At 65.3% G+C, this 21,409-nt stretch carries 24 protein-coding genes and 1 tRNA gene; 14 read left to right on the top strand and 11 right to left on the bottom strand.

The window, feature by feature from the left end; translation table 11 throughout:
- Window positions 1–74 precede the first annotated feature (74 nt).
- Both edd and zwf read right to left on the bottom strand, forming a co-directional pair.
- The gene (edd, locus tag CVO77_RS15420; RefSeq protein WP_105999801.1) at window positions 75–1,916 is read right to left on the bottom strand and encodes a phosphogluconate dehydratase; all 1,842 of its coding nucleotides are present in this window, start codon (window positions 1,914–1,916) and stop codon (window positions 75–77) included.
- A gap of 118 nt (window positions 1,917–2,034) precedes the next feature.
- Complete coding sequence (zwf, locus tag CVO77_RS15415) at window positions 2,035–3,438, bottom strand: glucose-6-phosphate dehydrogenase (RefSeq protein ID WP_242446196.1); 1,404 nt, start codon at window positions 3,436–3,438, stop codon at window positions 2,035–2,037.
- A gap of 312 nt (window positions 3,439–3,750) precedes the next feature.
- Here zwf and glpD point away from each other — a divergent pair, with 312 nt between their 5' ends.
- Window positions 3,751–5,268: a glycerol-3-phosphate dehydrogenase gene (gene glpD / locus CVO77_RS15410; protein ID WP_105999800.1), complete on the top strand. Its 1,518-nt coding sequence runs from the start codon at window positions 3,751–3,753 to the stop codon at window positions 5,266–5,268.
- A 108-nt stretch (window positions 5,269–5,376) separates the two neighbouring features.
- On the opposite strand, the gene ahpF is transcribed toward glpD, so the two are convergent.
- Together ahpF and ahpC are read right to left on the bottom strand one after the other, a co-directional pair.
- Window positions 5,377–6,960, bottom strand: coding sequence for an alkyl hydroperoxide reductase subunit F (gene ahpF / locus CVO77_RS15405; protein WP_105999799.1), 1,584 nt, complete (start codon window positions 6,958–6,960; stop codon window positions 5,377–5,379).
- A gap of 136 nt (window positions 6,961–7,096) precedes the next feature.
- Window positions 7,097–7,660, bottom strand: coding sequence for an alkyl hydroperoxide reductase subunit C (gene ahpC / locus CVO77_RS15400; RefSeq protein ID WP_105999798.1), 564 nt, complete (start codon window positions 7,658–7,660; stop codon window positions 7,097–7,099).
- Window positions 7,661–7,886: 226 nt separating this feature from the next.
- Between ahpC and CVO77_RS21435 the strand changes: the two genes are divergently transcribed.
- Complete coding sequence (locus CVO77_RS21435; protein WP_192878835.1) at window positions 7,887–8,054, top strand: hypothetical protein; 168 nt, start codon at window positions 7,887–7,889, stop codon at window positions 8,052–8,054.
- A 4-nt stretch (window positions 8,055–8,058) separates the two neighbouring features.
- On the opposite strand, the gene CVO77_RS15395 is transcribed toward CVO77_RS21435, so the two are convergent.
- Complete coding sequence (locus CVO77_RS15395) at window positions 8,059–8,811, bottom strand: sterol desaturase family protein (protein WP_197709639.1); 753 nt, start codon at window positions 8,809–8,811, stop codon at window positions 8,059–8,061.
- 103 nt (window positions 8,812–8,914) lie between these two features.
- On the opposite strand from CVO77_RS15395, the gene CVO77_RS15390 reads away from it, so the two are divergent.
- Window positions 8,915–9,583 (top strand): TetR/AcrR family transcriptional regulator, encoded by a 669-nt coding sequence (locus CVO77_RS15390; protein WP_105999796.1) that lies wholly within the window; start codon window positions 8,915–8,917, stop codon window positions 9,581–9,583.
- Window positions 9,584–9,592: 9 nt separating this feature from the next.
- Here CVO77_RS15390 and CVO77_RS15385 read toward each other — a convergent pair.
- Window positions 9,593–9,669 (bottom strand) — tRNA-Arg (locus CVO77_RS15385).
- A gap of 73 nt (window positions 9,670–9,742) precedes the next feature.
- On the opposite strand from CVO77_RS15385, the gene CVO77_RS15380 reads away from it, so the two are divergent.
- Both CVO77_RS15380 and CVO77_RS15375 read left to right on the top strand, forming a co-directional pair.
- Window positions 9,743–10,504 (top strand): queuosine precursor transporter, encoded by a 762-nt coding sequence (locus CVO77_RS15380; RefSeq protein ID WP_105999795.1) that lies wholly within the window; start codon window positions 9,743–9,745, stop codon window positions 10,502–10,504.
- Window positions 10,505–10,510: 6 nt separating this feature from the next.
- Window positions 10,511–10,894 (top strand): hypothetical protein, encoded by a 384-nt coding sequence (locus CVO77_RS15375; RefSeq protein ID WP_105999794.1) that lies wholly within the window; start codon window positions 10,511–10,513, stop codon window positions 10,892–10,894.
- Here the strand turns inward: CVO77_RS15375 and purQ are convergent.
- Both purQ and purS read right to left on the bottom strand, forming a co-directional pair.
- Window positions 10,856–11,521 (bottom strand): phosphoribosylformylglycinamidine synthase subunit PurQ, encoded by a 666-nt coding sequence (gene purQ, locus CVO77_RS15370; RefSeq protein ID WP_105999793.1) that lies wholly within the window; start codon window positions 11,519–11,521, stop codon window positions 10,856–10,858. The two genes, CVO77_RS15375 and purQ, sit on opposite strands and share 39 nt — an antisense overlap.
- Before the next feature lie 23 nt (window positions 11,522–11,544).
- On the bottom strand, window positions 11,545–11,775 hold the full coding sequence (gene purS, locus CVO77_RS15365) for a phosphoribosylformylglycinamidine synthase subunit PurS (protein ID WP_058812514.1): 231 nt from the start codon (window positions 11,773–11,775) through the stop codon (window positions 11,545–11,547).
- Window positions 11,776–11,978: 203 nt separating this feature from the next.
- Between purS and CVO77_RS15360 the strand changes: the two genes are divergently transcribed.
- From CVO77_RS15360 to CVO77_RS15350, 3 genes are all read left to right on the top strand, one after another.
- Window positions 11,979–12,152 (top strand): (2Fe-2S)-binding protein, encoded by a 174-nt coding sequence (locus CVO77_RS15360; protein ID WP_105999792.1) that lies wholly within the window; start codon window positions 11,979–11,981, stop codon window positions 12,150–12,152.
- Window positions 12,153–12,252: 100 nt separating this feature from the next.
- Window positions 12,253–12,735 (top strand): bacterioferritin, encoded by a 483-nt coding sequence (bfr, locus tag CVO77_RS15355; RefSeq protein WP_105999791.1) that lies wholly within the window; start codon window positions 12,253–12,255, stop codon window positions 12,733–12,735.
- A 356-nt stretch (window positions 12,736–13,091) separates the two neighbouring features.
- Window positions 13,092–13,514 (top strand): addiction module antidote protein, encoded by a 423-nt coding sequence (locus CVO77_RS15350; RefSeq protein ID WP_105999790.1) that lies wholly within the window; start codon window positions 13,092–13,094, stop codon window positions 13,512–13,514.
- Window positions 13,515–13,780: 266 nt separating this feature from the next.
- Here CVO77_RS15350 and ctrA read toward each other — a convergent pair whose 3' ends face one another.
- Both ctrA and CVO77_RS15340 read right to left on the bottom strand, forming a co-directional pair.
- Window positions 13,781–14,488 carry a response regulator transcription factor CtrA gene (gene ctrA, locus CVO77_RS15345; protein ID WP_105999789.1) on the bottom strand — a complete coding sequence of 236 codons (708 nt, stop codon included), beginning with the start codon at window positions 14,486–14,488 and terminating at the stop codon, window positions 13,781–13,783.
- Window positions 14,489–14,683: 195 nt separating this feature from the next.
- Window positions 14,684–15,619: a LysR family transcriptional regulator gene (locus tag CVO77_RS15340; protein ID WP_105999788.1), complete on the bottom strand. Its 936-nt coding sequence runs from the start codon at window positions 15,617–15,619 to the stop codon at window positions 14,684–14,686.
- Between the two features lie 264 nt (window positions 15,620–15,883).
- Here CVO77_RS15340 and CVO77_RS15335 point away from each other — a divergent pair, with 264 nt between their 5' ends.
- The 3 genes from CVO77_RS15335 to CVO77_RS15325 all read left to right on the top strand — a co-directional run bounded on the left by CVO77_RS15335 (window position 15,884) and on the right by CVO77_RS15325 (window position 18,119).
- The gene (locus CVO77_RS15335) at window positions 15,884–16,591 is read left to right on the top strand and encodes a pirin family protein (RefSeq protein ID WP_105999787.1); all 708 of its coding nucleotides are present in this window, start codon (window positions 15,884–15,886) and stop codon (window positions 16,589–16,591) included.
- Between the two features lie 114 nt (window positions 16,592–16,705).
- Window positions 16,706–17,308: an NAD(P)H:quinone oxidoreductase gene (gene wrbA / locus CVO77_RS15330; protein ID WP_106000875.1), complete on the top strand. Its 603-nt coding sequence runs from the start codon at window positions 16,706–16,708 to the stop codon at window positions 17,306–17,308.
- A 4-nt stretch (window positions 17,309–17,312) separates the two neighbouring features.
- The gene (locus tag CVO77_RS15325) at window positions 17,313–18,119 is read left to right on the top strand and encodes a DODA-type extradiol aromatic ring-opening family dioxygenase (protein WP_105999786.1); all 807 of its coding nucleotides are present in this window, start codon (window positions 17,313–17,315) and stop codon (window positions 18,117–18,119) included.
- 38 nt (window positions 18,120–18,157) lie between these two features.
- Here the strand turns inward: CVO77_RS15325 and CVO77_RS15320 are convergent, their stop codons facing one another.
- Window positions 18,158–19,060, bottom strand: a complete 903-nt coding sequence (locus CVO77_RS15320; RefSeq protein WP_105999785.1) for a LysR family transcriptional regulator — start codon at window positions 19,058–19,060, stop codon at window positions 18,158–18,160.
- 91 nt (window positions 19,061–19,151) lie between these two features.
- On the opposite strand from CVO77_RS15320, the gene CVO77_RS15315 reads away from it, so the two are divergent.
- From CVO77_RS15315 to CVO77_RS15305, 3 genes are read left to right on the top strand one after another with little or no spacing between them, the layout of a single operon-like run.
- Window positions 19,152–19,862 carry a CoA transferase subunit A gene (locus tag CVO77_RS15315; RefSeq protein WP_105999784.1) on the top strand — a complete coding sequence of 237 codons (711 nt, stop codon included), beginning with the start codon at window positions 19,152–19,154 and terminating at the stop codon, window positions 19,860–19,862.
- Complete coding sequence (locus CVO77_RS15310; RefSeq protein WP_242445968.1) at window positions 19,862–20,764, top strand: HAD family acid phosphatase; 903 nt, start codon at window positions 19,862–19,864, stop codon at window positions 20,762–20,764. The genes CVO77_RS15315 and CVO77_RS15310 overlap by 1 nt, the downstream gene beginning before the upstream one ends.
- The gene (locus CVO77_RS15305) at window positions 20,765–21,406 is read left to right on the top strand and encodes a 3-oxoacid CoA-transferase subunit B (protein ID WP_105999782.1); all 642 of its coding nucleotides are present in this window, start codon (window positions 20,765–20,767) and stop codon (window positions 21,404–21,406) included.
- Window positions 21,407–21,409 lie beyond the last annotated feature (3 nt).

Genomic DNA, 21,409 nt, shown 5'->3' with positions numbered 1-21,409 from the left:
CCGGCGAAGGCCGGGATCTCTGCCTTGCGTCATGTTGCACCGTCGAGATCCCGGCTTTCGCCGGGATGACGGAGTTAAATGATCGTCTCCATCGCCGCCAGCATCGCCGAGCCGCCTTTCTCCGCCTCATCGGCGTGGATACGGAACAGCGCGAACAACTCGCGGCCGACGCCGAGCGCGGGAGGCGGCGGCGCGGCGGGCGAACGTGCGGCCCATATGGCGTCCTCGACCAGCGCGATCACCTCGCCCTTCGCGGCGCAGATGCGCACCAGATCGCCGTCGCGCAGATAGGCGAGCGGGCCGCTGACGCCGTCGATGCCGGGCAGCGCCTCGGGCGACAGATGGATCACCGCGGGCACCTTGCCGCTCGCCCCCGACATGCGGCCGTCGGTGAGCAGCGCGACGCGAAAACCGCGATCCTGCAACACGCCCAAGGCCGGGGTCAGCTTGTGGAGTTCGGGCATGCCGTTGGCGCGCGGGCCCTGAAAGCGGACGACGACGACGGCATCGCGATCGAGTTCGCCCGCCTTGAAGGCGGTCAGCACCTGATTCTGGTCGTCGAAAATCCGGCACGGCGCCTCGATCGTCCAGCGATCCTCGGCGACCGCGCTCGTCTTGATGATCGCGCGGCCGAGATTGCCGGCGAGCAGCCGCATCCCGCCATCGGGCGAGAAAGGCGCGGCGACCGGGCGCAGCATCGCCTCGTCGCGGCTTGCGGCGGGCGCGGCCTGCCAGTGGAGTTCGTCGTTCACCAGCACGGGCTCGGCGGCATAGTCGGCCATCGTCCCGCCGACGGTGAGAATATCGCCATGCAAAAGCCCGGCGCCGAGCAACTCGCGCACGACGAAGCCGATCCCGCCCGCGGCGTGAAAATGGTTCACATCGCCCGCACCGTTCGGATAGACGCGCGCGAGCAGCGGCACCGCATGGCTGAGTTCATCGAAATCCTGCCAGTCGATGATGATCCCGGCGGCGCGCGCGATCGCCGGCAAATGGATCGCATGATTGGTCGAGCCGCCCGTCGCGAGCAGGCCGACGCAGGCGTTGACGATCGCCTTTTCGTCGATGCAGCGTGCCAGCGGACGGTAATCGTCGCCGTCCCAGCCGATCGCGGTCAGCCGGTGCGTCGCGGCGCGGGTCAGTTCCTGCCGCAGCTTGGTGCCCGGATTGACGAAGGCGCTGCCGGGGATGTGGAGCCCCATCACTTCCATCATCATCTGGTTCGAGTTCGCGGTGCCATAGAAGGTGCAGGTGCCCGCGCTGTGATAGCTCGCCGCCTCGGCCTCGAGCAGTTCGTCGCGGGTCGCCTTGCCCTCGGCATAGAGCTGGCGGACGCGCTGCTTTTCCTTGTTGGCGAGCCCCGAGGGCATCGGCCCGGCGGGGATCAGGATCGTCGGCAGATGGCCGAAACGCAGCGCGCCGATCAGCAGGCCGGGGACGATCTTGTCGCAAATGCCGAGCAAGGCCGCGCCCTCGAACATCGCATGGCTGAGCGCGATCGCGGTGCCCTGCGCGATGGTGTCGCGGCTGAACAGCGACAGGTCCATCCCCGCCTGCCCCTGCGTCACCCCGTCGCACATCGCGGGAACCCCGCCCGCGACCTGCGCGGTCGCCCCGGCCTCGCGCGCGAACAATTTGATCTGTTCGGGGTAGCGGCCATAGGGTTGGTGCGCCGACAGCATGTCGTTGTAGGCGGTGACGATGCCGATGTTCATTTCGGCGCCCGAGCGGATCGCGGGCTTGTCGTCCCCGGATGCGGCAAAGCCGTGCGCAAGGTTGCCGCACGAGAGGTTGCCGCGATTGGTGCCGGCGTCGCGCTGGCGCTGCATCAGGCCCAGATAGGCGGCGCGGCGCGGCGCGCTGCGGGCGACGATGCGATCGGTGACCGCGGCGATGGTGGGGTGGAGGTCAGTCATACTTCAAAACCGTTTGTCCTGAGCTTGCCGAAGGACCGTTCTTCCTTGCGATGCCCAAAGAAAGGACTGCCCTTCGACAAGCTCAGGGCGAACGGAGTTTCTGGGCGTGATGGCAAACTCAATCATGCCAGCTCGCTCCGTCGCGCTCGATCAGCGCGATCGCGCTCGACGGGCCCCAGCTTCCGGCGGTGTAGCTCTGCGGCGCCAGGTCGATCTCGGCCCAGGCGCCGAGGATCGAATCGATCCATTGCCACTGCGCCTCGACCTCGTCGCGGCGCACGAACAAAGTCTGCTCGCCCTCGATGAAATCGAGCAGCAGGCGTTCATAGGCGATCCGCCGCCGCTCGCCCGCGAAGCTGTGCGAGAGCGAGACGTCGAGCGTGACCTCTTTCAGCTTGACGCCGTCGCGGTCGAGCCCCGGCTGCTTCGCCATCACCTTGACCCGGATATTCTCCTCGGGCTGCAGATTGATGATCATCATATTGGCATCGAGCTTGCCCGCGCCGCCGCGCGCGAAGATATTGTGCGGCACCGGCTTGAACTGGATCAGCACCTCCGACTTGCGCTGCGGCATCCGCTTGCCGGTGCGCAAATAGAAGGGCACGCCCTTCCAGCGCCAATTGTCGATATAGGCCTTGATCGCGACGAAGGTTTCGGTGTTCGACGGATGACCAAGCTCGTCGGCATAGCCCGCGACCGCGCCGCCGTTCACCGCGCCGCTGCTATATTGGCCCTTGACGCTGTGCGCCTTGACGTCGGCGGCGCTCATCTTGCGCAAGCTGCGGAGCAGCTTGACCTTCTCGTCGCGCACCGCGGTCGACGAGACGCTGGCGGGCGGCTCCATCGCGATGATCGCGAGCAATTGGAGCATATGGTTCTGCACCATGTCCTTGAGCGCGCCGACCCCGTCATAATAGGAGACGCGACCCTCAAGGCCGACCGTCTCGGCGACGGTGATCTGGACATGGTCGATCGCCTGCGCGTTCCACAAAGGCTCGAACAGCATGTTGGCAAAGCGCAGCGCGAGGAGGTTCTGGACCGTTTCCTTGCCGAGATAATGGTCGATGCGAAAGATATGATCCTCGGCGAAGGCGCGGCCGACCTGCTCGTTGACGGCGCGCGACGAAGCGAGGTCGTGACCGATCGGCTTTTCCATCGCGATGCGGCATTCGGCGCAGGCGATGCCCGCGCCCGCAAGCCCCTCCGCGATCGGACCGAACATCGACGGCGGGGTCGACAGATAGGCGCCGAGCGGCCGCCCGAGCCGGTCGCCGAGCAATGCGGCGAGGTCGTCATAGCCGGTGCCCGCGCCGGCATCGACCGGGCAATAGTCGATGCGATCCAGAAAGCCCGCGATCTGCGCCTCGTCGAGCCGATCGGCGGAAAGATGATCGGCCAGCGCCGCGCGCACCAGCGCGTGACAGCCCGCGCGGTCCATCTTCGAGCGCCCCGAGGCGACGATCGTCAGCGCCTCGGCGAGCAGCCCGTCGACGTGGAGGTTATAGAGCGAGGGAAACAGCATGCGCTGCGCAAGGTCGCCCGTTGCGCCGAACAGGATCAGGGTTTCGACTCTCACGCTCACGCTCACTTCAATCCCCTTGGATATCCGCGAGCTTAGGTGGAGGATGCATGGCCCGAATGCAACGCGGCATACGTAGGCTGGCAAGCCTCTCTTCGTTCGTGCCCCTGCGAAGGCAGGGGCCCATCACCGGTCCTATCGCCCTTTCCGGCCCGCGGCGTCATTCCGTAATCGCGGGAGATGGGCCCCTGCCTTCGCAGGGGCACAAGCCGGGGACTATGGAAATGCCCGACGAACGCCACTAAGACCCCACCGATGACCGAACCCGCCGCCCCCTATGACGTCATCGTGGTCGGCGGCGGCGTGAACGGCGCGGGCGTCGCGCGCGACGCCGCGGGGCGCGGGGCGCGGGTGCTGCTGATCGAGGCGGGCGACCTTGCGCGCGGCACCTCGTCGGCGTCGACCAAGCTGATCCACGGCGGGCTGCGCTATCTCGAACATTATGAATTCGCCCTGGTGCGCGAGGCGCTGAAGGAACGCGAGATATTGTGGGGGATCGCGCCGCACATCATCTGGCCGCTGCGCTTCGTCCTGCCCTATCGCACCGGGCTCCGCCCGCGCTGGCTGCTGCGGCTCGGCCTGCTCCTTTATGATCATATCGGCGGGCGGAAAAAGCTGCCCGCGACGCGCTCGATCGATTTGCAACGCCATGAAGCCGGCGCCCCCCTCCAGCCCCAATATGTGAAGGGCTTCGAATATTCGGACGGCTGGGTCGACGATGCGCGGCTCGTGCTGCTCAACGCGCGCGATGCCGCCGACCGCGGCGCGCGGATCAAGACGCACACCCGCGCCGATCTGATGCGCGTCGAAAACGGGCTGTGGGTGGTCGAGGCGTCGGGCGATCGCGGCCACAGCTATCGCTTCACCGGCCGCAGCCTCGTCAACGCGGCGGGACCGGCGGTGCTCGACCTGCTCGCCCGCGCCGCCGCCCCGCCCGACCACCAGATGCGGCTCGTGCGCGGCTCGCACATCGTCGTGCGCAGGAAGTTCGAACACCCCTATGCCTATTTCTTCCAGCTTCCCGACGAACGCATCTTCTTTGCCATCCCCTATGAGCGCGAGTTCACGCTGATCGGCACGACCGACCAGGATCATGACGGGCCGCTCGACCATGTCCACGCCAGCGCCGAGGAAATCGCCTATCTTTGCGAAGGGGCGAGCGAATATTTCCGCGCGCCGGTCACCCCCGCCGATGTCGTCTGGACCTATTCGGGGGTGCGGCCGTTGGTCGAGGATGGGTCCGGCCGCCCCGAATCGGCGACGCGCGGTTACCGGATCGACGTCGACCTGGAGGAAGGCGCGCCGCTGCTCACCATCTATGGCGGCAAGATCACCAGCTATCGCCACGTCGCCGAACATGCGGTCGACGCGCTGTCGGATCATCTGGAAGCGGTGTCGGTCCGGCGCTGGACCGCGACGGCGCCGCTGCCCGGCGGCGACTTTCCGGCGCAGGGCGCCGCGGCGCTCAAGGCCGGCTACAAGCTCGATTATCCCTTTCTGACCGCCGCGACGGTCGACCGCATCGTCAAGGCCTATGGCACCGACGCGCGCCGCTGGCTGGGCGATGCCGAGGATTGGGACGCGCTCGGCGGCGAAATCGCCCACGGGCTGAGCGCGGCCGAACTGCGCTGGATGGTGACGCGCGAATGGGCGCGCGATGTCGAGGATGTTCTGTGGCGGCGCAGCAAGCTGGGCCTGTTGTTCACGGAGGCGGAGGTCGAGCGATTACAGACCTGCCTCGATGCGGTCGTGGCACGGCCTACGGCGGAATAATCTCGCGTGCTCCCGCGAAGGCGGGAGCCCATCACCGGACTGCGCCGATTCGCACCGGCGGAAGATGGGTCCCCGCCTTCGCGGGGACACACCCTAAAATGCACGGTTCTATGCCGCTTCGGCTTCTGCTTCCGCTGGCAAACGGATCATATAGTCGAACGCCGACAACGCCGCCTTCGACCCTTCGCCCATCGCGATCACGATCTGCTTATAGGGGACGGTGGTGCAGTCGCCCGCGGCGAAGATGCCCTTCTGGCTCGTCTCGCCGCGATGATCGACCTCGATCTCGCCATGGCGCGACAGGGTGACGCTGTCCTTCAGCCATTCGGTGTTGGGGACGAGACCGATCTGGACGAACACGCCTTCGAGTTCGACCTGGTGCGGTTCGTCCTTGTTGCGATCCTTGTAGGCAAGCCCCGTCACCTTGGCGCCGTCGCCGAGCACCTCGGTGGTCAGCGCCGAGGTGATGATCCGGACGTTCGGCAGGCTCGCGAGCTTGCGCTGGAGCACCGCGTCGGCGCGAAGTTCGCTGTCATATTCGATCAAGGTCACATGCGCGACCAGCCCGGCAAGATCGATCGCCGCCTCGACGCCCGAATTGCCGCCGCCGATCACCGCGACGCGCTTGCCCTTGTAGAGCGGGCCGTCGCAGTGCGGGCAGTACGCCACGCCCTTGTTGCGATATTGATCCTCGCCCGGCACGCCAAGCTGGCGCCAGCGCGCGCCGGTCGACAGGATCACGGTGCGCGCCTTCAGCGACGCGCCGTTCGCGAGGCGGACCTCGTGCAGACCGCCTTCGCGCGTCGCCGGGATCAGCTTTTCGGCGCGCTGGAGGTTCATGATGTCGACGTCATAATCCTTCACATGGCTCTCGAGCTGCGCGACGAGTTTCGGGCCTTCGGTATGCTGGACCGAGATGAAATTCTCGATCGTCATCGTGTCGAGCACCTGCCCGCCGAAGCGCTCGGCGGCGATGCCGGTGCGGATGCCCTTGCGCGCAGCGTAAATCGCGGCCGCGGCGCCCGCGGGGCCGCCACCGACGACGAGCACGTCAAAGGCGTCCTTCGCCGCCATTTTTTTGGCCGCCTTGGCTTCGGCACCAGTGTCGAGCCGAGCCAGAATCTGTTCAAGCTCCATCCGGCCCTGGCCGAACGTCTCGCCATTCAAAAAGATCGTCGGCACCGCCATCACCTGGCGCGCCTCGACCTCGGCCTGGAACAGTCCGCCATCGATCGCGGTGTGGGTGATGCGCGGATTGATCACGCTCATCAGGTTCAGCGCCTGCACGATGTCGGGGCAATTCTGACACGACAGCGAGAAATAGGTTTCAAAATGATAGTCGCCGTCGAGCGCGGCGATCTGCTCGATCACCTCGGGCGCGGTCTTGGGAGGATGCCCCCCGACCTGCAACAGCGCGAGGACGAGCGAAGTGAATTCATGGCCGAGCGGGATGCCGGCAAAGCGCACCGCGATTTGTGGGTCGCTGGCCCGGCGGATCGTGAAGCTCGGGCGGCGGGCGTCGTCGTCGGTGCGCGACACGGCGACCTTGTCCGACAGCGCGGCGATTTCGTCGAGGAGGTCCGCCAGCTCGGCCGACTTCGCGCTGTCGTCGAGCGACGAGAGGAGTTCGATCGGTTCGCGAATATTCGCGAGATAGGCAGCAAGCTGCTGCTTCAGATTGGCGTCGAGCATGGGGAGAGTTCCTGTATGATTCTGAACATATCCGTGTGCCCCTGCGAAGGCAGAGGCCCATCTCCGGTGGGTGCTATTTTGAACCATCCGGTGATGGGTCCCCGCTTTCACGGGGACACACGGCATCGTTCGTTATTTAGATCTTGCCGACGAGGTCGAGCGAGGGGGCGAGCGTTTCGGCGCCTTCTTCCCACTTCGCGGGGCAGACTTCGCCCGGATGGCTGACCCAATATTGCAGCGCCTTGATCTTGCGCAGCAGTTCGGCGGCGTTGCGGCCCACGCCCTCGGGGGTGATTTCGAGGAGCTGGATCTCACCCTGCGGGTCGAGGACGAAGGTGCCGCGGTCGGCCAGGCCGACGCCTTCGCGCAGCACTTCGAAATTGTTCGACAGCGCGTGGTTCTGGTCGCCGACCATATAATAGTTGATCTTGCCGATCGCCGGCGAGGTGTCGTGCCACGCCTTGTGGCAGAAATGCGTGTCGGTCGACACCGAATACACCTCGACGCCCATCTTCTGAAGCGTCGGATAGATGTCGGCGAGATCTTCGAGTTCGGTCGGGCACACGAAGGTGAAATCGGCGGGGTAGAAGAAAAAGACCGCCCACTTGCCCTTCACGTCGGCGTCGCTGAGATCGACGAACTTGCCATCCTTGTAGGCGGTGGCGTTGAAAGGCTTGAGGGTCGTGTTCAAAACGGACATTCGGGAGAGCTCCTTGGTTGGTGGAGCCCTCCCCTAGCCGCTTATGTTTCTATTAGATAAGCGAAAATATCTTCCGCTTTGATCGGAATTTTCGATCAAGCATGCGATCGCGGCGATGGCGGACCTCCCTCCTCCCGGCGCGACCCGTGACATCTTGCCCCGAAACGGGAAAAGCCGCGCAACGGCGTTAGGCCTTTTGTGACGCCCCCGTGATATCTGTCCCCGGATGGACCAGATTCGCGACTCCGTATATTTTGAACAGCTCGCGCGCGTCGCGCGGCTCAAGGCGAACGCGACCGAAGACCCCTTCCTCGCGCGCCGCCTGCGCGAGGCCGCGGTCCGGCACGAACAGAAGGCGCGCAAACTGAAGCGCGCCGAACAAGCGCCCCAATAGCACCTCAGGCGATTTCCCGTCCCGCCAGCATCTTGCCCAGTTGCCGCGAAGAGCCGTCGAAAAAGCCGGCCTCGCCGTGCCATTCGCGCGGATTGCGAAACGTGCCGAACAGGATGTCGAAGATCGGGATGTCGCCATAATTATAGGCGTGGAGCCCGCGCTCGTGATGGACGGCGTGGCTTTCGGGCCGGGTGATGACATAGCCGAGCCAGCGCGGGGTGCGAAGGTTGCTGTGCTGGAAGATCGCGCAAAAGGTCGCCGCGACCGACACGATCAGCGCCGCCTCGGCGGTCAGGCCGATCCCCAGCACGAGCGCCGCGCTGCCGACCAGCGCCCAGCCGATCATGTCGAACGGATGGAAATAGAAGGCGCCCCAGATGTCGACGCGCTCGGCGCTGTGATGCATCTGGTGCAACCAGCGCCAGATCGGCTGGACATTGTGCATCGTGCGGTGCCACGCATAGATCAGAAATTCATAGACGAGGAAGCCGACGACGAGTTGCGCCCAGAAAGGCCAGACCGATCCGTCGACGAGTTGATATTGTCCGAGCAGATCATCCCAGAGCAGCGGCGACCAGGTCGTCACCCCAAAATAGAGCAAGGTGAAGACGATGCCCCGCGTCCGCCACAGCGGCACGTCGGGAAAATTCCGCGCCCGGAACAACAGGTCGATGCCTGCGAAAAAGGCGAACATCGAAAGCGCGATCCAATGATAGGTGCCGAACATCGAGACGTCCCCTGCAAGCCAAATCGTCACGAGCAAAATAACGGAGGACGCCCTCGTCCGAAAGCATACTCGTGGTCGGTTTTCTTTTTCGAAAAACCGGCGCACTGTCGCGCCGGTTGCGGGGGAGGCGGCGATGGAAGAGCGCAATATCGGATCGGCGGCCTTGCCCGCGACGCGGCTCGAACCGCAGCGCAAGGGCCAGCGCACGCGCGAACGGCTGCTCGACGCGGCGAACGACGCGATCCTGTCCAAGGGCTTCGCCGGCACCTCGATCGACGAACTGGTCGAGGTGACGGGGATCACGAAGAGCGGCTTCTTCTATCATTTCCGCGACAAGGGCGATCTCGCGCGCCAGTTGCTCGTTCGCTTCATCGAAGAGGACGACGTCGTGATGGACGGCCTGACGGCGCGCGCGCACGCGATGACCGACGACCCGATGCAGCGCTTCCTGCTGTTTCTCGATCTTTATGCCGATCTGATGGACGAGATGGAAGCGGTGCATCCCGGCTGTCTCGTCGCGGCGGTCCTCTATCAGGAGCAGGCGTTCGACCGCGAGGTTCGCGCGCTGTTGTTCGAGGCGGCGATGCGCTGGCGCGCGCGGTTCCGGACATGGTTCGAGGCGATCGAAGCGCGATACACGCCGGTCGCGCCGATCGACCGCGACACGATCGCCGACGCCTTCAGCGCGGTGGTCGAGGGCTCGATCGTGCTGACACGCGCGCTGAACGACCGCAAACTGCTCGGCCGCCAGCTTCGTCTGTTCCGCACCATGGTCGAGACGACCTATGGCGCGGCCCGATGATGGCAGCCATGGCGCGCCCGGCAGGATTCGAACCTGCGACCACCCGCTTAGAAGGCGGGTGCTCTATCCAGCTGAGCTACGGGCGCGTGCACCAAGGCTGTGGCCCGCGCGAATAGCGCGGTTTGCGTGGGCTGCAAAGCAGGTTAAGCAGCGGACCCGATGACCGAGTCCCCAACCCCCGCCGCGCGGCCCGCCGGCCAGCCTGCCCATGTCAGTGCAGCCAGCGTGCGGCATTTCCGATATTATGACCTGATGATGGCGGCGTTCGTCGCGATCCTGCTGCTCAGCAACATCATCGGCGCGTCGAAACCGAGCTACGTCACGCTGCCCGGCGGCGAGCAATGGGCGTTCGGCGCCGGGGTGCTCTTTTTTCCGATCAGCTACATTATCGGCGATGTGCTGACCGAGGTCTATGGCTATGCCCGCGCACGGCGCGTGATCTGGACGGGTTTCGCGGCGCTCGCCTTCATGGCGTTCATGGCGTGGGTCGTCGTGTCGCTGCCGCCCGCCGAGGGCTGGCCGGGGCAACCCGCCTATGAATTCGTCTTCGGCAACAGCTGGCGCATCGTCATCGCGTCGATGACCGCTTTCTGGGCGGGCGAATTCGCGAACAGCTACGTCCTGGCGCGGATGAAGATATGGACCGGCGGGCGACATCTGTGGATGCGCACGATCGGCTCGACCGTCGTGGGCCAGGGGCTCGACAGCCTGATTTTCTACCCGCTCGCCTTTTACGGACTGGCCGGCTGGCCGCCCGAGCAGCTTTATCAGGTCGTGCTGTCGCAATGGCTGATCAAGACCGCCTGGGAAGCGGCGTTGACCCCTGCAACCTATCTGATCGTCGGGGCGTTGAAGCGCCGCGAAGGTGTCGACGTGTTCGACGAGGGCACCGATTTCAATCCCTTCGGCGCCAAGGTTTGATGCTTGATGACCCTGATCGAATTGGCCTCGCTGTTCGAGGCGCGGAAAATATCGGTGATCGAAGCCACCGGCCTCGATAAGGATGCGCTCCACATCTATTTCGGCCTGACGCTGTTTCTGGTGATCCGGCTCGCCTGGCGCGGGCGCGGCGGATGGGTCGCCGCCTGGGCGGCGGTGCTGGCCATGGCGTGCGGCGGCGAATGGCTCGACCTGACCGCCGAATATAGCCGGTCGACGATCCAGCCCGACGCGGCGCATTGGCACGACATCTGGAACACGATGTTCTGGCCGACGGTGCTGCTGTTCGTCGGGCGCTGGCTGGAACCGAAAGCAGACGAGCGCGCGGACGGCTCAGGCGAGGACGCCGAGCGCCGCCTCGAACAGGCGTAGCCCGTCGGTGCCGCCGTGCCCGCGGTCGATCGCGCGTTCGGGGTGCGGCATCATGCCAAGGACATTGCCCGCGTCGTTGAGGACGCCGGCGATCGCCCGCGCCGACCCGTTGACGCCGTCGGCATAGCGAAAGGCGACGCGCCCCTCGCCCTCGACCCGGTCGAGCGTTTCGGCATCGGCGAAATAATTGCCGTCATGGTGCGCGACGGGAATGTGGATCGTCTCGCCCGCGCCATAGGCGGCGGTGAACAGCGACTGGCTGTTGGCGACGATCAGCGGCACGGTGCGGCAGACGAAGTTGAGCCCCGCGTTGCGCATCAGCGCGCCCGGCAGCAACCCGGCCTCGGTCAACACCTGAAAGCCGTTGCACACGCCAAGCACCGGCACGCCGCGCGTCGCGGCGTCGGCGACCGCGCGCAGGATCGGCGAACGCGCCGCCATCGCTCCCGAGCGGAGATAATCGCCATAGGAGAAGCCGCCGGGAAGCGCGATGAAATCGGTGCCGCCGGGAAGCTCGGTCTCGCGGTGCCAGACCATCGCGGGCGCCTTGCCCGTGACCTGTTCGAGCGCGACGGCCATGTCGCGGTCGCAATTCGAGCCGGGAAAGACGATGACGGCGGTCTGCATGGGACTAGGCTCCTTCGCTGCGGTCAGGCGCGTTCGATGCGATAGTTTTCGATCACCGTATTGGCGAGCAGCTTGGCGCACATCGCGTCGAGATCGGCATCGCTGGTGCCGTCGGCGACGTCGAGTTCGATGAAGCGGCCCGCGCGGACATCGGCGACACCGCCGAAACCCAGCCCCTCGAGCGCGTGGTGGATCGCCTTGCCCTGCGGGTCGAGCACCCCGGGCTTGAGCGTCACATAGACATTCACTTTCATCGGGCCGACCTTTGCGAAGCGCCTTGGGAACAGGGGCGGGAAGATGGGCGCGCCTATGCCCGCGAATCACTTCGGGAGCAAGGGGGCCGGGCAAGGTCGCGCGCGCGAAACCATGGCTGTTCGGATTGCGAACCAATCGCAACTTTCCTGTTGCGAATCTCTCGCACTATCCCTAGATCATGCTTGTTGAGAAGGATTCGCACATGGTCGTCTGTGTCTGCAACGCAATAAGGGAACGCGAACTGCGCGCTGTCGCGAAGGACGGCCAATTGCGGTGCGCCAAGGCGGCCTATGCGCAATTGGGTCGCAAACCCAAATGCGGCCAGTGCCTGTCATTCGCTCGCAATATCATCAGCGACGCCGCCGCGACCGCCTGATTTTTCCTGGTTTTCCGCCATTTTTGACCTTGGCCTTATGGGGCCGGGGCGGGTATGATAGCGCTCAACCCAATCCCAAGAAAATGACAGGACAGGCACCATGAAGGGCGACGAAAAAGTCATCGATTTCCTCAACGAGGCGCTCAAGAACGAGTTGACCGCGATCAACCAATATTGGCTGCATTATCGCATGCTCGACAATTGGGGCGTGTCGCGCCTCGCGCATTTCGAACGCGAAGAGTCGATCGACGAAATGAAGCACGCCGACAAGCTCGCCGACCGCATCCTCTTCCTGGGCGGCCTGCCCAATTTCCAGCTTCTCGGCCGCCTGCGCGTCGGCGAGACGGTCGAGGAAATCCTCAAGGCCGATCTCGCGATCGAGGAGGAAGCGATCCCGCTGCTCCGCGACGCGATCGCGCATAGCGAAAGCGTCCGCGACTATGTCAGCCGCGACCTCTTCTCCGACATCCTCGAAAGCGAGGAACATCATGTCGATGAGCTCGAAAAGCAGTTCGAGCTGATCGAACGGATGGGAATCGAAAATTACATCCAGCTCCAGTCGAAGCCGGTCGGCGAGGATTGAGGATTGCCTCCCCTCCTCTTCAGAGGAGGGGCAGCGAGACCTGGTCCGGCGTCAGCCGGGCCTTTAGTCGAGCGGGATGGGGGCTATCGGCCTGACCCTAGGCCCATGAGCCCACCCGCTGCGACCAGGGACAAGGTCCCAAGTCTCGCTACCCTCCCCTAAAGGATAGGGATTTCGCAGGATTTTCAGGGGCGTCTTCGGATGCCTCTTTTTTTGCTTGTATTTGCTAATAATTCTCAATAGCAAGATAGGGCAGTCCCCTCCTGCCGGCCGCTGCATCTTCTAGCTGCACCAAAGCGGCCGGCATCTTTTTTCCGCGCGAAGCGGAGCGGGGACGGGCCATCAAGGGAGACCCCATGCAGGGCAACAGCGAACTGGTCCGCAAATTCACCGAACAACCGCTCGTTCGCGACCTGCCGGTCGATGCCGCGCAAGCCGTGCTGGCGCTGCGCTATTGCATTCTTTGCCACCGGAGCGAGCGCGACCCGATGCCCGAACTCGAACGGCGCTGGGGCAATATTCTCGCGGCGCGGCGCTATCGCCTGGTGGTCGAAGCAATCGGCCATATCTGGCCCGATCCCTTCGCGGTCGCCCCGCCCTGCTGCCCGCGCGTCAGCTTTGACGAAGCCTTGCTCGCCGCGATGGTCGGCGCCGCGGGCCGCGACGACCGGGCGCGATTCGACACTCTGACCGCCGAAATGCTGGACAGCGATGCGCGGGCGATGCTGTTCACCGCGCTCGGGAATTTCGTGCGGGCCAGAGCGCCGGGGCGGGTTTAGAGGCTGGAGTCGTCGGCTTTGGGGTGGGGAGCGGCCTTTTAATGTCGTCATGCTGAACTTGTTTCAGCATCCATGGCCTGCGCTCGCGTCCTGCGCTGCGCCGAAGGAGACGGCGGGCCATGGACCCTGAAACAAGTTCAGGGTGACGGTGATAGAGATGGCAGCTCCCGGTCGAAACCCGCCATCGCCCCGCCCCAAACGAAAAACCGGCGCGGATCGCTCCGCGCCGGTTCTCGGGTATAAGTGTTGACCGGAACTGATGTGCGTCAGGCGACCCGCCGCACTTCATTCCCATCGTCGTCAATATCGCGCAGCACATAGCCGCGGCCCCAGACCGTTTCGATGTAATTTTCGCCGTTGCAGGCGAGCGCGAGTTTCTTGCGCAGCTTGCAGATGAAGACGTCGATGATCTTGAGTTCGGGCTCGTCCATCCCGCCGTAAAGGTGGTTCAGGAACATTTCCTTGGTCAGCGTCGTGCCCTTGCGGAGGCTGAGCAGTTCGAGCATCTGATATTCCTTGCCGGTCAGATGCACGCGGGTCGTGTCGACCTCGACCGTCTTGGTATCGAGATTGACCGCCAGCTTGCCGGTCTTGATGACGCTCTGGCTATGGCCCTTCGAACGGCGGACGACCGCATGGATGCGGGCGACCAACTCGTCGCGGTGGAACGGCTTGGTGACATAATCGTCGGCGCCGAAGCCGAACGAGCGCACCTTTGAATCCATTTCCGAAACGCCCGACAGGATCAGCACCGGCGTCTGCACCTTGGCGGTGCGCAGCTTTTTCAGCACGTCGTATCCGTGCATGTCGGGCAGGTTCAGGTCGAGCAGAATGATGTCATAATCATAGAGCTTGCCCAGATCGAGGCCTTCCTCGCCCAGATCGGTCGTATAGACGTTGAAGCCCTCGGTGGTGAGCATCGTGTCGATCGCTTTCGCGGTCGTCGGCTCGTCCTCGATCAGCAGTACGCGCATTGGGCACCCCTTGATTGTTCCCACGATGGCCCCGCGACCCGTCCGCATGACCCTCGCTGGATGTCGCCGACGCGCCCCTGTTGCAGGACTGCCGGAACATTAACCACGAAACTAATGAAGGGAAAAGGTTAATTTTGATTTAACCCGCAGAAATCCACGAGTCGCGGGGAATCGGCGAGGAGCGCGCGGCGGCTTTCACCCTTCGCCCCGTGCGACGAATTGTGCATGCGCGCCCGTGCAGGACGGCTTCAACGTCTCGACGAGATGGTCCGAAAGCGCCCGGACGCGCGCCGGCCGCAGCCGCGACGGCGGCGACAGAAGATGAAGGTGCGCCTGCGGCAGCGACCAGTCGGTCAGGATCGGGACAACCGCCCCCGACACCAGTTCCCCGGCCGCGATAAAGTCGGGCAACATGGCAATCCCGACGCCCGCGACGACCAGCGGCACCGCGATGTCGCCATTGTTCGCGAACAGCGGCCCGGTCGGCAACACCGTCGCTTCCTCGCCCTGGCGGCGGAAATGCAGCGGCGTCGCGCGCTGGCGGTGACCATAGCCGATCAGCCGGTGTCCCGCGAGATCGAGCGGGTGCTTCGGAACCCCGTGCCTTTCCAGATAGGCCGGGCTCGCGAGCATCGACGCCGCGACCGGCGCGATCGTCCGCGCGAGCAGGCTCGAATCCGCGAGCGGCGAAATCCGCAAGGTCAGGTCGATCCCCTCGGCGACCGGATCGTTGCGCGCATCGCTCAGCAGCACCTCGATCTCGACCGCCGGATGTTGATCGAGGAAAGCCGCGAGCGGCGGGCCCAGCACCTTGATGCCAAAGCTCATCGGCGCCGCGAGGCGGATCGGGCCCGCAAGGTCGAGCCGGTCGCCGCGCGCCGCTTCGGTCGCCGCGGTCGCCGCCGCCACCATCGCGCGCGCTTCGTCGAGCAGCCCCGCCCCCGCGGTCGATATCGACACGACGCGCGAACTGCGGTGGAGCAAGGTGATGCCGAGCGAGGCCTCCAGCCGCGTCACCGCTTTCGACACGCTCGCTTTCGACAGGCCGAGGGCAGCGGCAGCAGCGGTGAAGCTGCCGCTATCGGCGACAGCGACGAAACAGGCCCAGCCTTCATAGTCGGGAAGCGCCATGAATACTCCCTATCCGGAATACCGTCGTCATTGCGCCCCCGGCGAAGGCCGGGGGAAGCAATCCCCAGCTATCGGCCTTGCACGGACGATAGCTGGGGATTGCCGCGTCGCCTTCGGCTCCTCGCAATGACGAGTCGAGAAATGGAAACGATGATTTTCCATCTACGCTATTTCAGAAACGATCCCAAACCCTATCTTGACCTCAACAGATGAGCCGCCCGGCTCCGATGTCAAAGGGGCGGCGCCAAGAGAAAGGAGTGTCCGATGATCGACATTCGGAAATTCGAGACGCTGGGCCACGCCGACCATGGCTGGCTCGACGCTCGCCACCATTTTTCGTTCGCCAATTACCATGACGAGAACCGCATGGGCTGGGGGAGCTTGCGCGTCTGGAACGACGACGCGATCGCCGCCCAGTCGGGCTTTCCCCCGCACCCGCACCGCGACATGGAAATCATCACCTATGTTCGCAGCGGAGCGATCACGCACCGCGACAGCATGGGCAACAGCGGCCGCACCGCGGCGGGCGACGTCCAGGTGATGAGCGCGGGCACCGGAGTCACCCACAGTGAGTTCAACCTCGAGGACGAAGAAACGACGCTGTTTCAGATCTGGATCATGCCCGACCGCGATGGCGGCAATCCCGGCTGGGGCGCCCGCCAGTTTCCCAAGGCCGACCGTTCGGGCCGCTTCGTGACGCTGGCGAGCGGCATCGAAGGCGACGTCGAAGGTTTTGGGGCGCTGCCGATCCGTGCCAACGCTCGCGTCGCCGCTGCGACCGTCAACGCCGGCGAGAGTGTGTCCTACGACCTCGAAGACGGGCGTCACGCCTATCTGGTCGCCGCCAAGGGCCGCATCCGCGTCAACGGCCAGGACGCCGACCCGCGCGACGGCATCGCGCTCCGCGATGTCGGCACGATCCTGGTCGAAGCCGTCGACGACGCCGAACTGGTGCTGGTCGACAGCCTCTGACGAGCCCCCTCCCCTCCCGCCAGCGGGAGGGGAACTCCCGGGCCGCCGCCCTTCCCCCTCCCTGGCGGCGGCCCACCCCGTTTTTCCGGTTTTCACCCCCGAAAGGATAGAATGATGGCTAAGATATTGGTGCTTTATTATTCGAGCTATGGTCATATCGAGGCGATGGCCGACGCGGTCGCCGAGGGCGCGCGCGCCGCGGGCGCCGAGGTCGATATCCGCCGCGTCGCCGAAACCGCGCCCACGGCGGTGGTGCAGGCGGCGGGTTTCAAGACCGACACCGCGCACCCGCTGCTGAGCGATCCCAACGAGCTGGCGCATTATGACGCGATCGTCGTTGGCACCCCGACGCGCTTTGGCCGCATGTCCAGCCAGATGGCGAGCTTTTGGGACACCGCCGGCGGCGTCTGGGCGCAGGGCAAGCTGAACGGCAAGGTCGGCGCCGCCTTTACCTCCTCCGCATCGCAGCATGGCGGACAGGAAACGACGCTGTTCTCGGTCCTCACCAACCTGCTCCACTTCGGGCTGACGATCGTCGGGCTCGACTATGGCTATGCCGGCCAGATGGGCGTCGACGAAGTGAAGGGCGGCGCGCCCTATGGCGCGACGACGATCGCCGATGGCGACGGCTCGCGCCAGCCGAGCGAAGCCGATCTGGGCGGCGCGCGCTATCTGGGCGACCGGGTCGCGCGGACGGCCGCGAAACTGATCGCCTGATCCGATGCGCCGTCTGCCGAGCCTTTTCGTTTCGCACGGCTCGCCGATGATGGCGCTCGAGCCCAGCCCGGCGCGGAGCTTCCTCGCCGGGCTGGGTGCCGATCTGCCGCGTCCGCGCGCTGTCCTGGTCGTGTCGGCGCATCATGACGCGGCGTTCGAGGGCGGCCGTACGACCGTCACCGCTTCACCCGCGCCGCCGACGATTCACGATTTCGGGGGCTTTCCCGACGCAATGTTCGCGATGCGCTATCCCGCGCCGGGCGATCCGGCGCTGGCGGAGCGCGTCGTCGCGCTTATGGCCGGGCATGGCCTGACCGTCGCCGCCGATCCCGAACGCGGACTCGACCATGGCGCCTGGGTGCCGCTGTCGCTGATCTATCCCGCCGCCGACATTCCGGTCGTCCAGCTTTCGATCGCCTCATACGCCGCGCCCGAATGGCATTATGCGCTCGGACAGGCGCTCGCGCCCTTGCGCGACGAAGGCGTGCTGATCGTCGGTTCGGGCAGCATCACGCACAATCTGCGCGCCTATGCCGCCGCGCGCCCGCCGATCGACGCTCCCGCGCCGGCGTGGGTCCGCGATTTCACCAGTTGGATCGCCGACCGCCTGGCGGCGGGCGCGATCGATGATGTGCTCGGCGCAATCGAGCGCGCCCCGCACGGCCGCGACAATCATCCGACGCCCGACCATATCCTGCCGCTATTCGTCGCGATGGGCGCGGGCGCGGAGGATGGCACCCTGAAGGCGAAGCGCCTGCACGACAGCGTGACCTATGCCGTGCTGGCGATGGACGCTTACGCCTTTGGTTAGGGGGCTGCAAAGGCGGCATTGCGGCTTCGCGCGCGCCGTTACCCCTCCAGCCCCGGTGCGATGCGCAGGCGCGCCGCCTGCTCGAAGATCCGCACCAGCACCGGCTCGGTATCGGCGACGCGCATCGCGACGTGGAATTCGACCGGCGCCGGTGGCGGCATCCCGGCAAGTTCGACGAGCGCGCCGCGCGACACCTCGCCGCGCACCATCGGTTCGGGAAAGATGCCGACCCCACCATCGGCAAGCGCGATGTCGATCATCATCCGGGCATTGTTGCACAGGTTGAGCGAGCGCGGCGCGATGCGCGAGGCGTCGATCGCATCGCGCATCCGCCCGTGGATCGGCGAATGGCTGGCGAGCGACCAGACCGGCACCGGCGGGGCTTCGTCCCCCGCGCCGAAGGCTGCGGCGACCGCCGGGCTGGCGAGCCAGACCAGCGCGACCTTGCCGATCGGGCGCGACATCAGCGCCGGATGCGCGACCGGTCCGGCGGCAAAGGCCATGTCGGTGCGGCCGGTGAGCAGTTGTTGAATCAGGTTCGCGGTCAGGTCGATCTCGATCTCCAGCCCGACCCCCGGCATCTCCTCCTTCAGCGCCGCGACGAAGGGCGGCAGGCAGCTCGCCGCCGCGATCTCGCCCGCGCCGATCCGCACCACCCCGCTCGCCTCGGCGAAACCGCCGCTGCCGAGCAGCGCCCGCTCCATGTCGCGGAGCAGCGGCGCGCAGTCGCGCACCAGCTTGCGGCCCGCAGGGGTCAGCGACATGGTGCGCCCGTCGCGGCGAAACAGCGCCGTCCCCAGCCGCTGTTCCAGTTCGCGCATCCGCGCCGACACCGCGGGCTGGGTCGTGTTGAGCCGCTCGGCGGCGGCCGAAAAGGTGCCGAGCCGGTCGATCCAGAGCAGGGTTTCGAGGTGATAGAAGGCGATTCTATTGATCGACATTGTTTATCAATAAGCTAAAAACACTATGATTAGAATTGATATGTCAGATGCGCCAAGGTCGCGCGCACTCACCCACCAAGGAGGCCGTTTCATGGGGAACAAGCGCTATTCCGACGCCGCTGCCGCGCTCGACGGACTGCTCTTCGACGGAATGCATATCTGCGCGGGCGGTTTCGGCCTCTGCGGCATCCCCGAACGGCTGATCGACGCGATCCGCGACGCGGGCGTCAAGAATCTCACCCTCGCCAGCAACAATGCCGGCATCGATGGCGAAGGCCTCGGCAAGCTGCTCCGCAGCAAGCAGATCAAGAAGATGATCGCCTCCTATGTTGGCGAGAACAAGGAGTTCGAGCGGCAATATCTGGCGGGCGAGCTGGAGGTCGAATTCTGCCCGCAGGGCACGCTCGCCGAACGCTGCCGCGCGGGCGGCGCGGGTATTCCCGGCTTCTATACCAAGACCGGCGTCGGCACCCTCATCGCCGAGGGCAAGGAAGTGAAAAATTTCGACGGACAGGATTATATTCTCGAACGCGGCATCTTCGCCGATCTGGCGATCATCAAGGGATGGAAGGCCGACGAGAGCGGCAACCTCATCTTCCGCAAGACCGCACGCAACTTCAACCAGCCGATGGCGACCGCGGCGAAGATCTGCGTCGCCGAGGTCGAGGAAATCGTGCCCACCGGCAGCCTCGATCCCGACGCGATCCACCTGCCCGGCATCTATGTCAAACGCATGATCGTCGGTGCGCCTTACGACAAGAGGATCGAATTCCGCACCGTGCGCCCGCGGGAAGCGGCGTGATGCGCGGCCTTGCCTTCGCCGCCGGCCTGATGCTCGCGGGCTGCGCCTCGACCCAGAGCGCACCCCAGACCGCGCCCAAGCCGCCGAGCGCCGATGTCATCGCTTCGCAGGTCGGGGAAAAGCCGACCCCGACCTCGCCACCCGCAGGCCAGCAATGGCTCTATGGTTCGGCCGAGGGGGCGGTCGCGTCGGCGCAGGTCTATCGCGCGCTCGCATCCTATGTGCGCGCGGTCGCCATCTCGGCCGCACCGCATCGCCAGGTCGTTCTCGCCGAGGGATCGACGCTCGCCGCGCCGCGTTTCGACGATTGCGGCGACAAGCCGCTCGCCGCGGTGTTCGACGCCGACGAGACGTTGATCTGGAACCTCGGCGCGATGCGCTATTTCGCCGAGCAGCATCAGGATTTCGACCCCGCGGTCTGGGACCAGTGGGAAAAGACCGGCACGGGCAAGGCGATTGCGATGCCCGGCGTGATCGACGCCGTGAAGGTGATGCGTGGCGCCGGGGTGACGGTGATCGTCAACACCAACCGCACCGCCGCCAATGCGAAGGGCAGCGAGGATACGCTGCGCGCCGCCGGGCTCGGCGACTTCAAGCATGGCGAAACCCTGTTCCTGATGGGCGACACCCCCGACGGCGCGAGCAAGGACGGCCGCCGCGCGCTGATCGCGTCGCGCTGGTGCGTGATCGCGATGGGCGGCGACCAGCTCGGCGATTTCGCGCAGGCGTTCAACGCGCGCGACCTGTCGGTCGAAGGTCGCAAGACGCTGGCGACCAGCGGCCCGATCGCCGACCTTTGGGGTCATGGCTGGTTCCTGTTGTCGAACCCCGTCTATGGTCCGTCGATCCGCGGTGGATTTGCCGACATCTTCCCCTCCGACAAGCAATGGGAGCCCAAGTAAATGGCCTGGACGCGTGATGATATGGCGGCGCGCGCCGCGAAGGAGCTGGAGGACGGCTATTATGTCAACCTCGGCATCGGCATTCCGACGCTGGTCGCCAACCATGTGCCCGCGGGAATGACGGTGACGCTGCAATCCGAGAACGGCATGCTCGGCATCGGCCCCTTTCCCTTCGACGGCGACGAGGATCCCGACCTGATCAACGCCGGCAAGCAGACGATCAGCGAGGTGCCGCAAACCGCCTATTTCGGGTCGGAACAGAGTTTTGCGATGATCCGCGGCGGGCATATCGACCTCGCCGTTCTGGGCGGCATGGAAGTCGCCGAAAATGGCGACCTCGCCAACTGGATGGTTCCCGGCAAGATGATCAAGGGCATGGGCGGCGCGATGGACCTGGTCGCCGGGGTCAAGAAGATCATCGTCGTGATGGAGCACAACGCCAAGGACGGCGGCGCGAAATTCATCCCGGCGTGCACCCTGCCGCTGACCGGCAAGAATGTCGTCGACATGATCATTACCGACCTCGCGGTATTCAAGCGCGCCGACCACGCCAGCCCATTCAAGCTGATCGAGCTCGCGCCGGGGGTGACGGCGGAAGAAGTCGCCGCTAAGACGACCGCCAATTATGAGGTCGCCATCTAATCA

Source organism: Sphingopyxis lindanitolerans, from assembly GCF_002993885.1.
In the GTDB taxonomy this organism is placed as follows: Bacteria; Pseudomonadota; Alphaproteobacteria; order Sphingomonadales; family Sphingomonadaceae; genus Sphingopyxis; species Sphingopyxis lindanitolerans.
The sequence above is the reverse complement of the archived record's forward strand: the minus strand, read 5'-3'. Positions and strand labels throughout refer to the sequence as shown.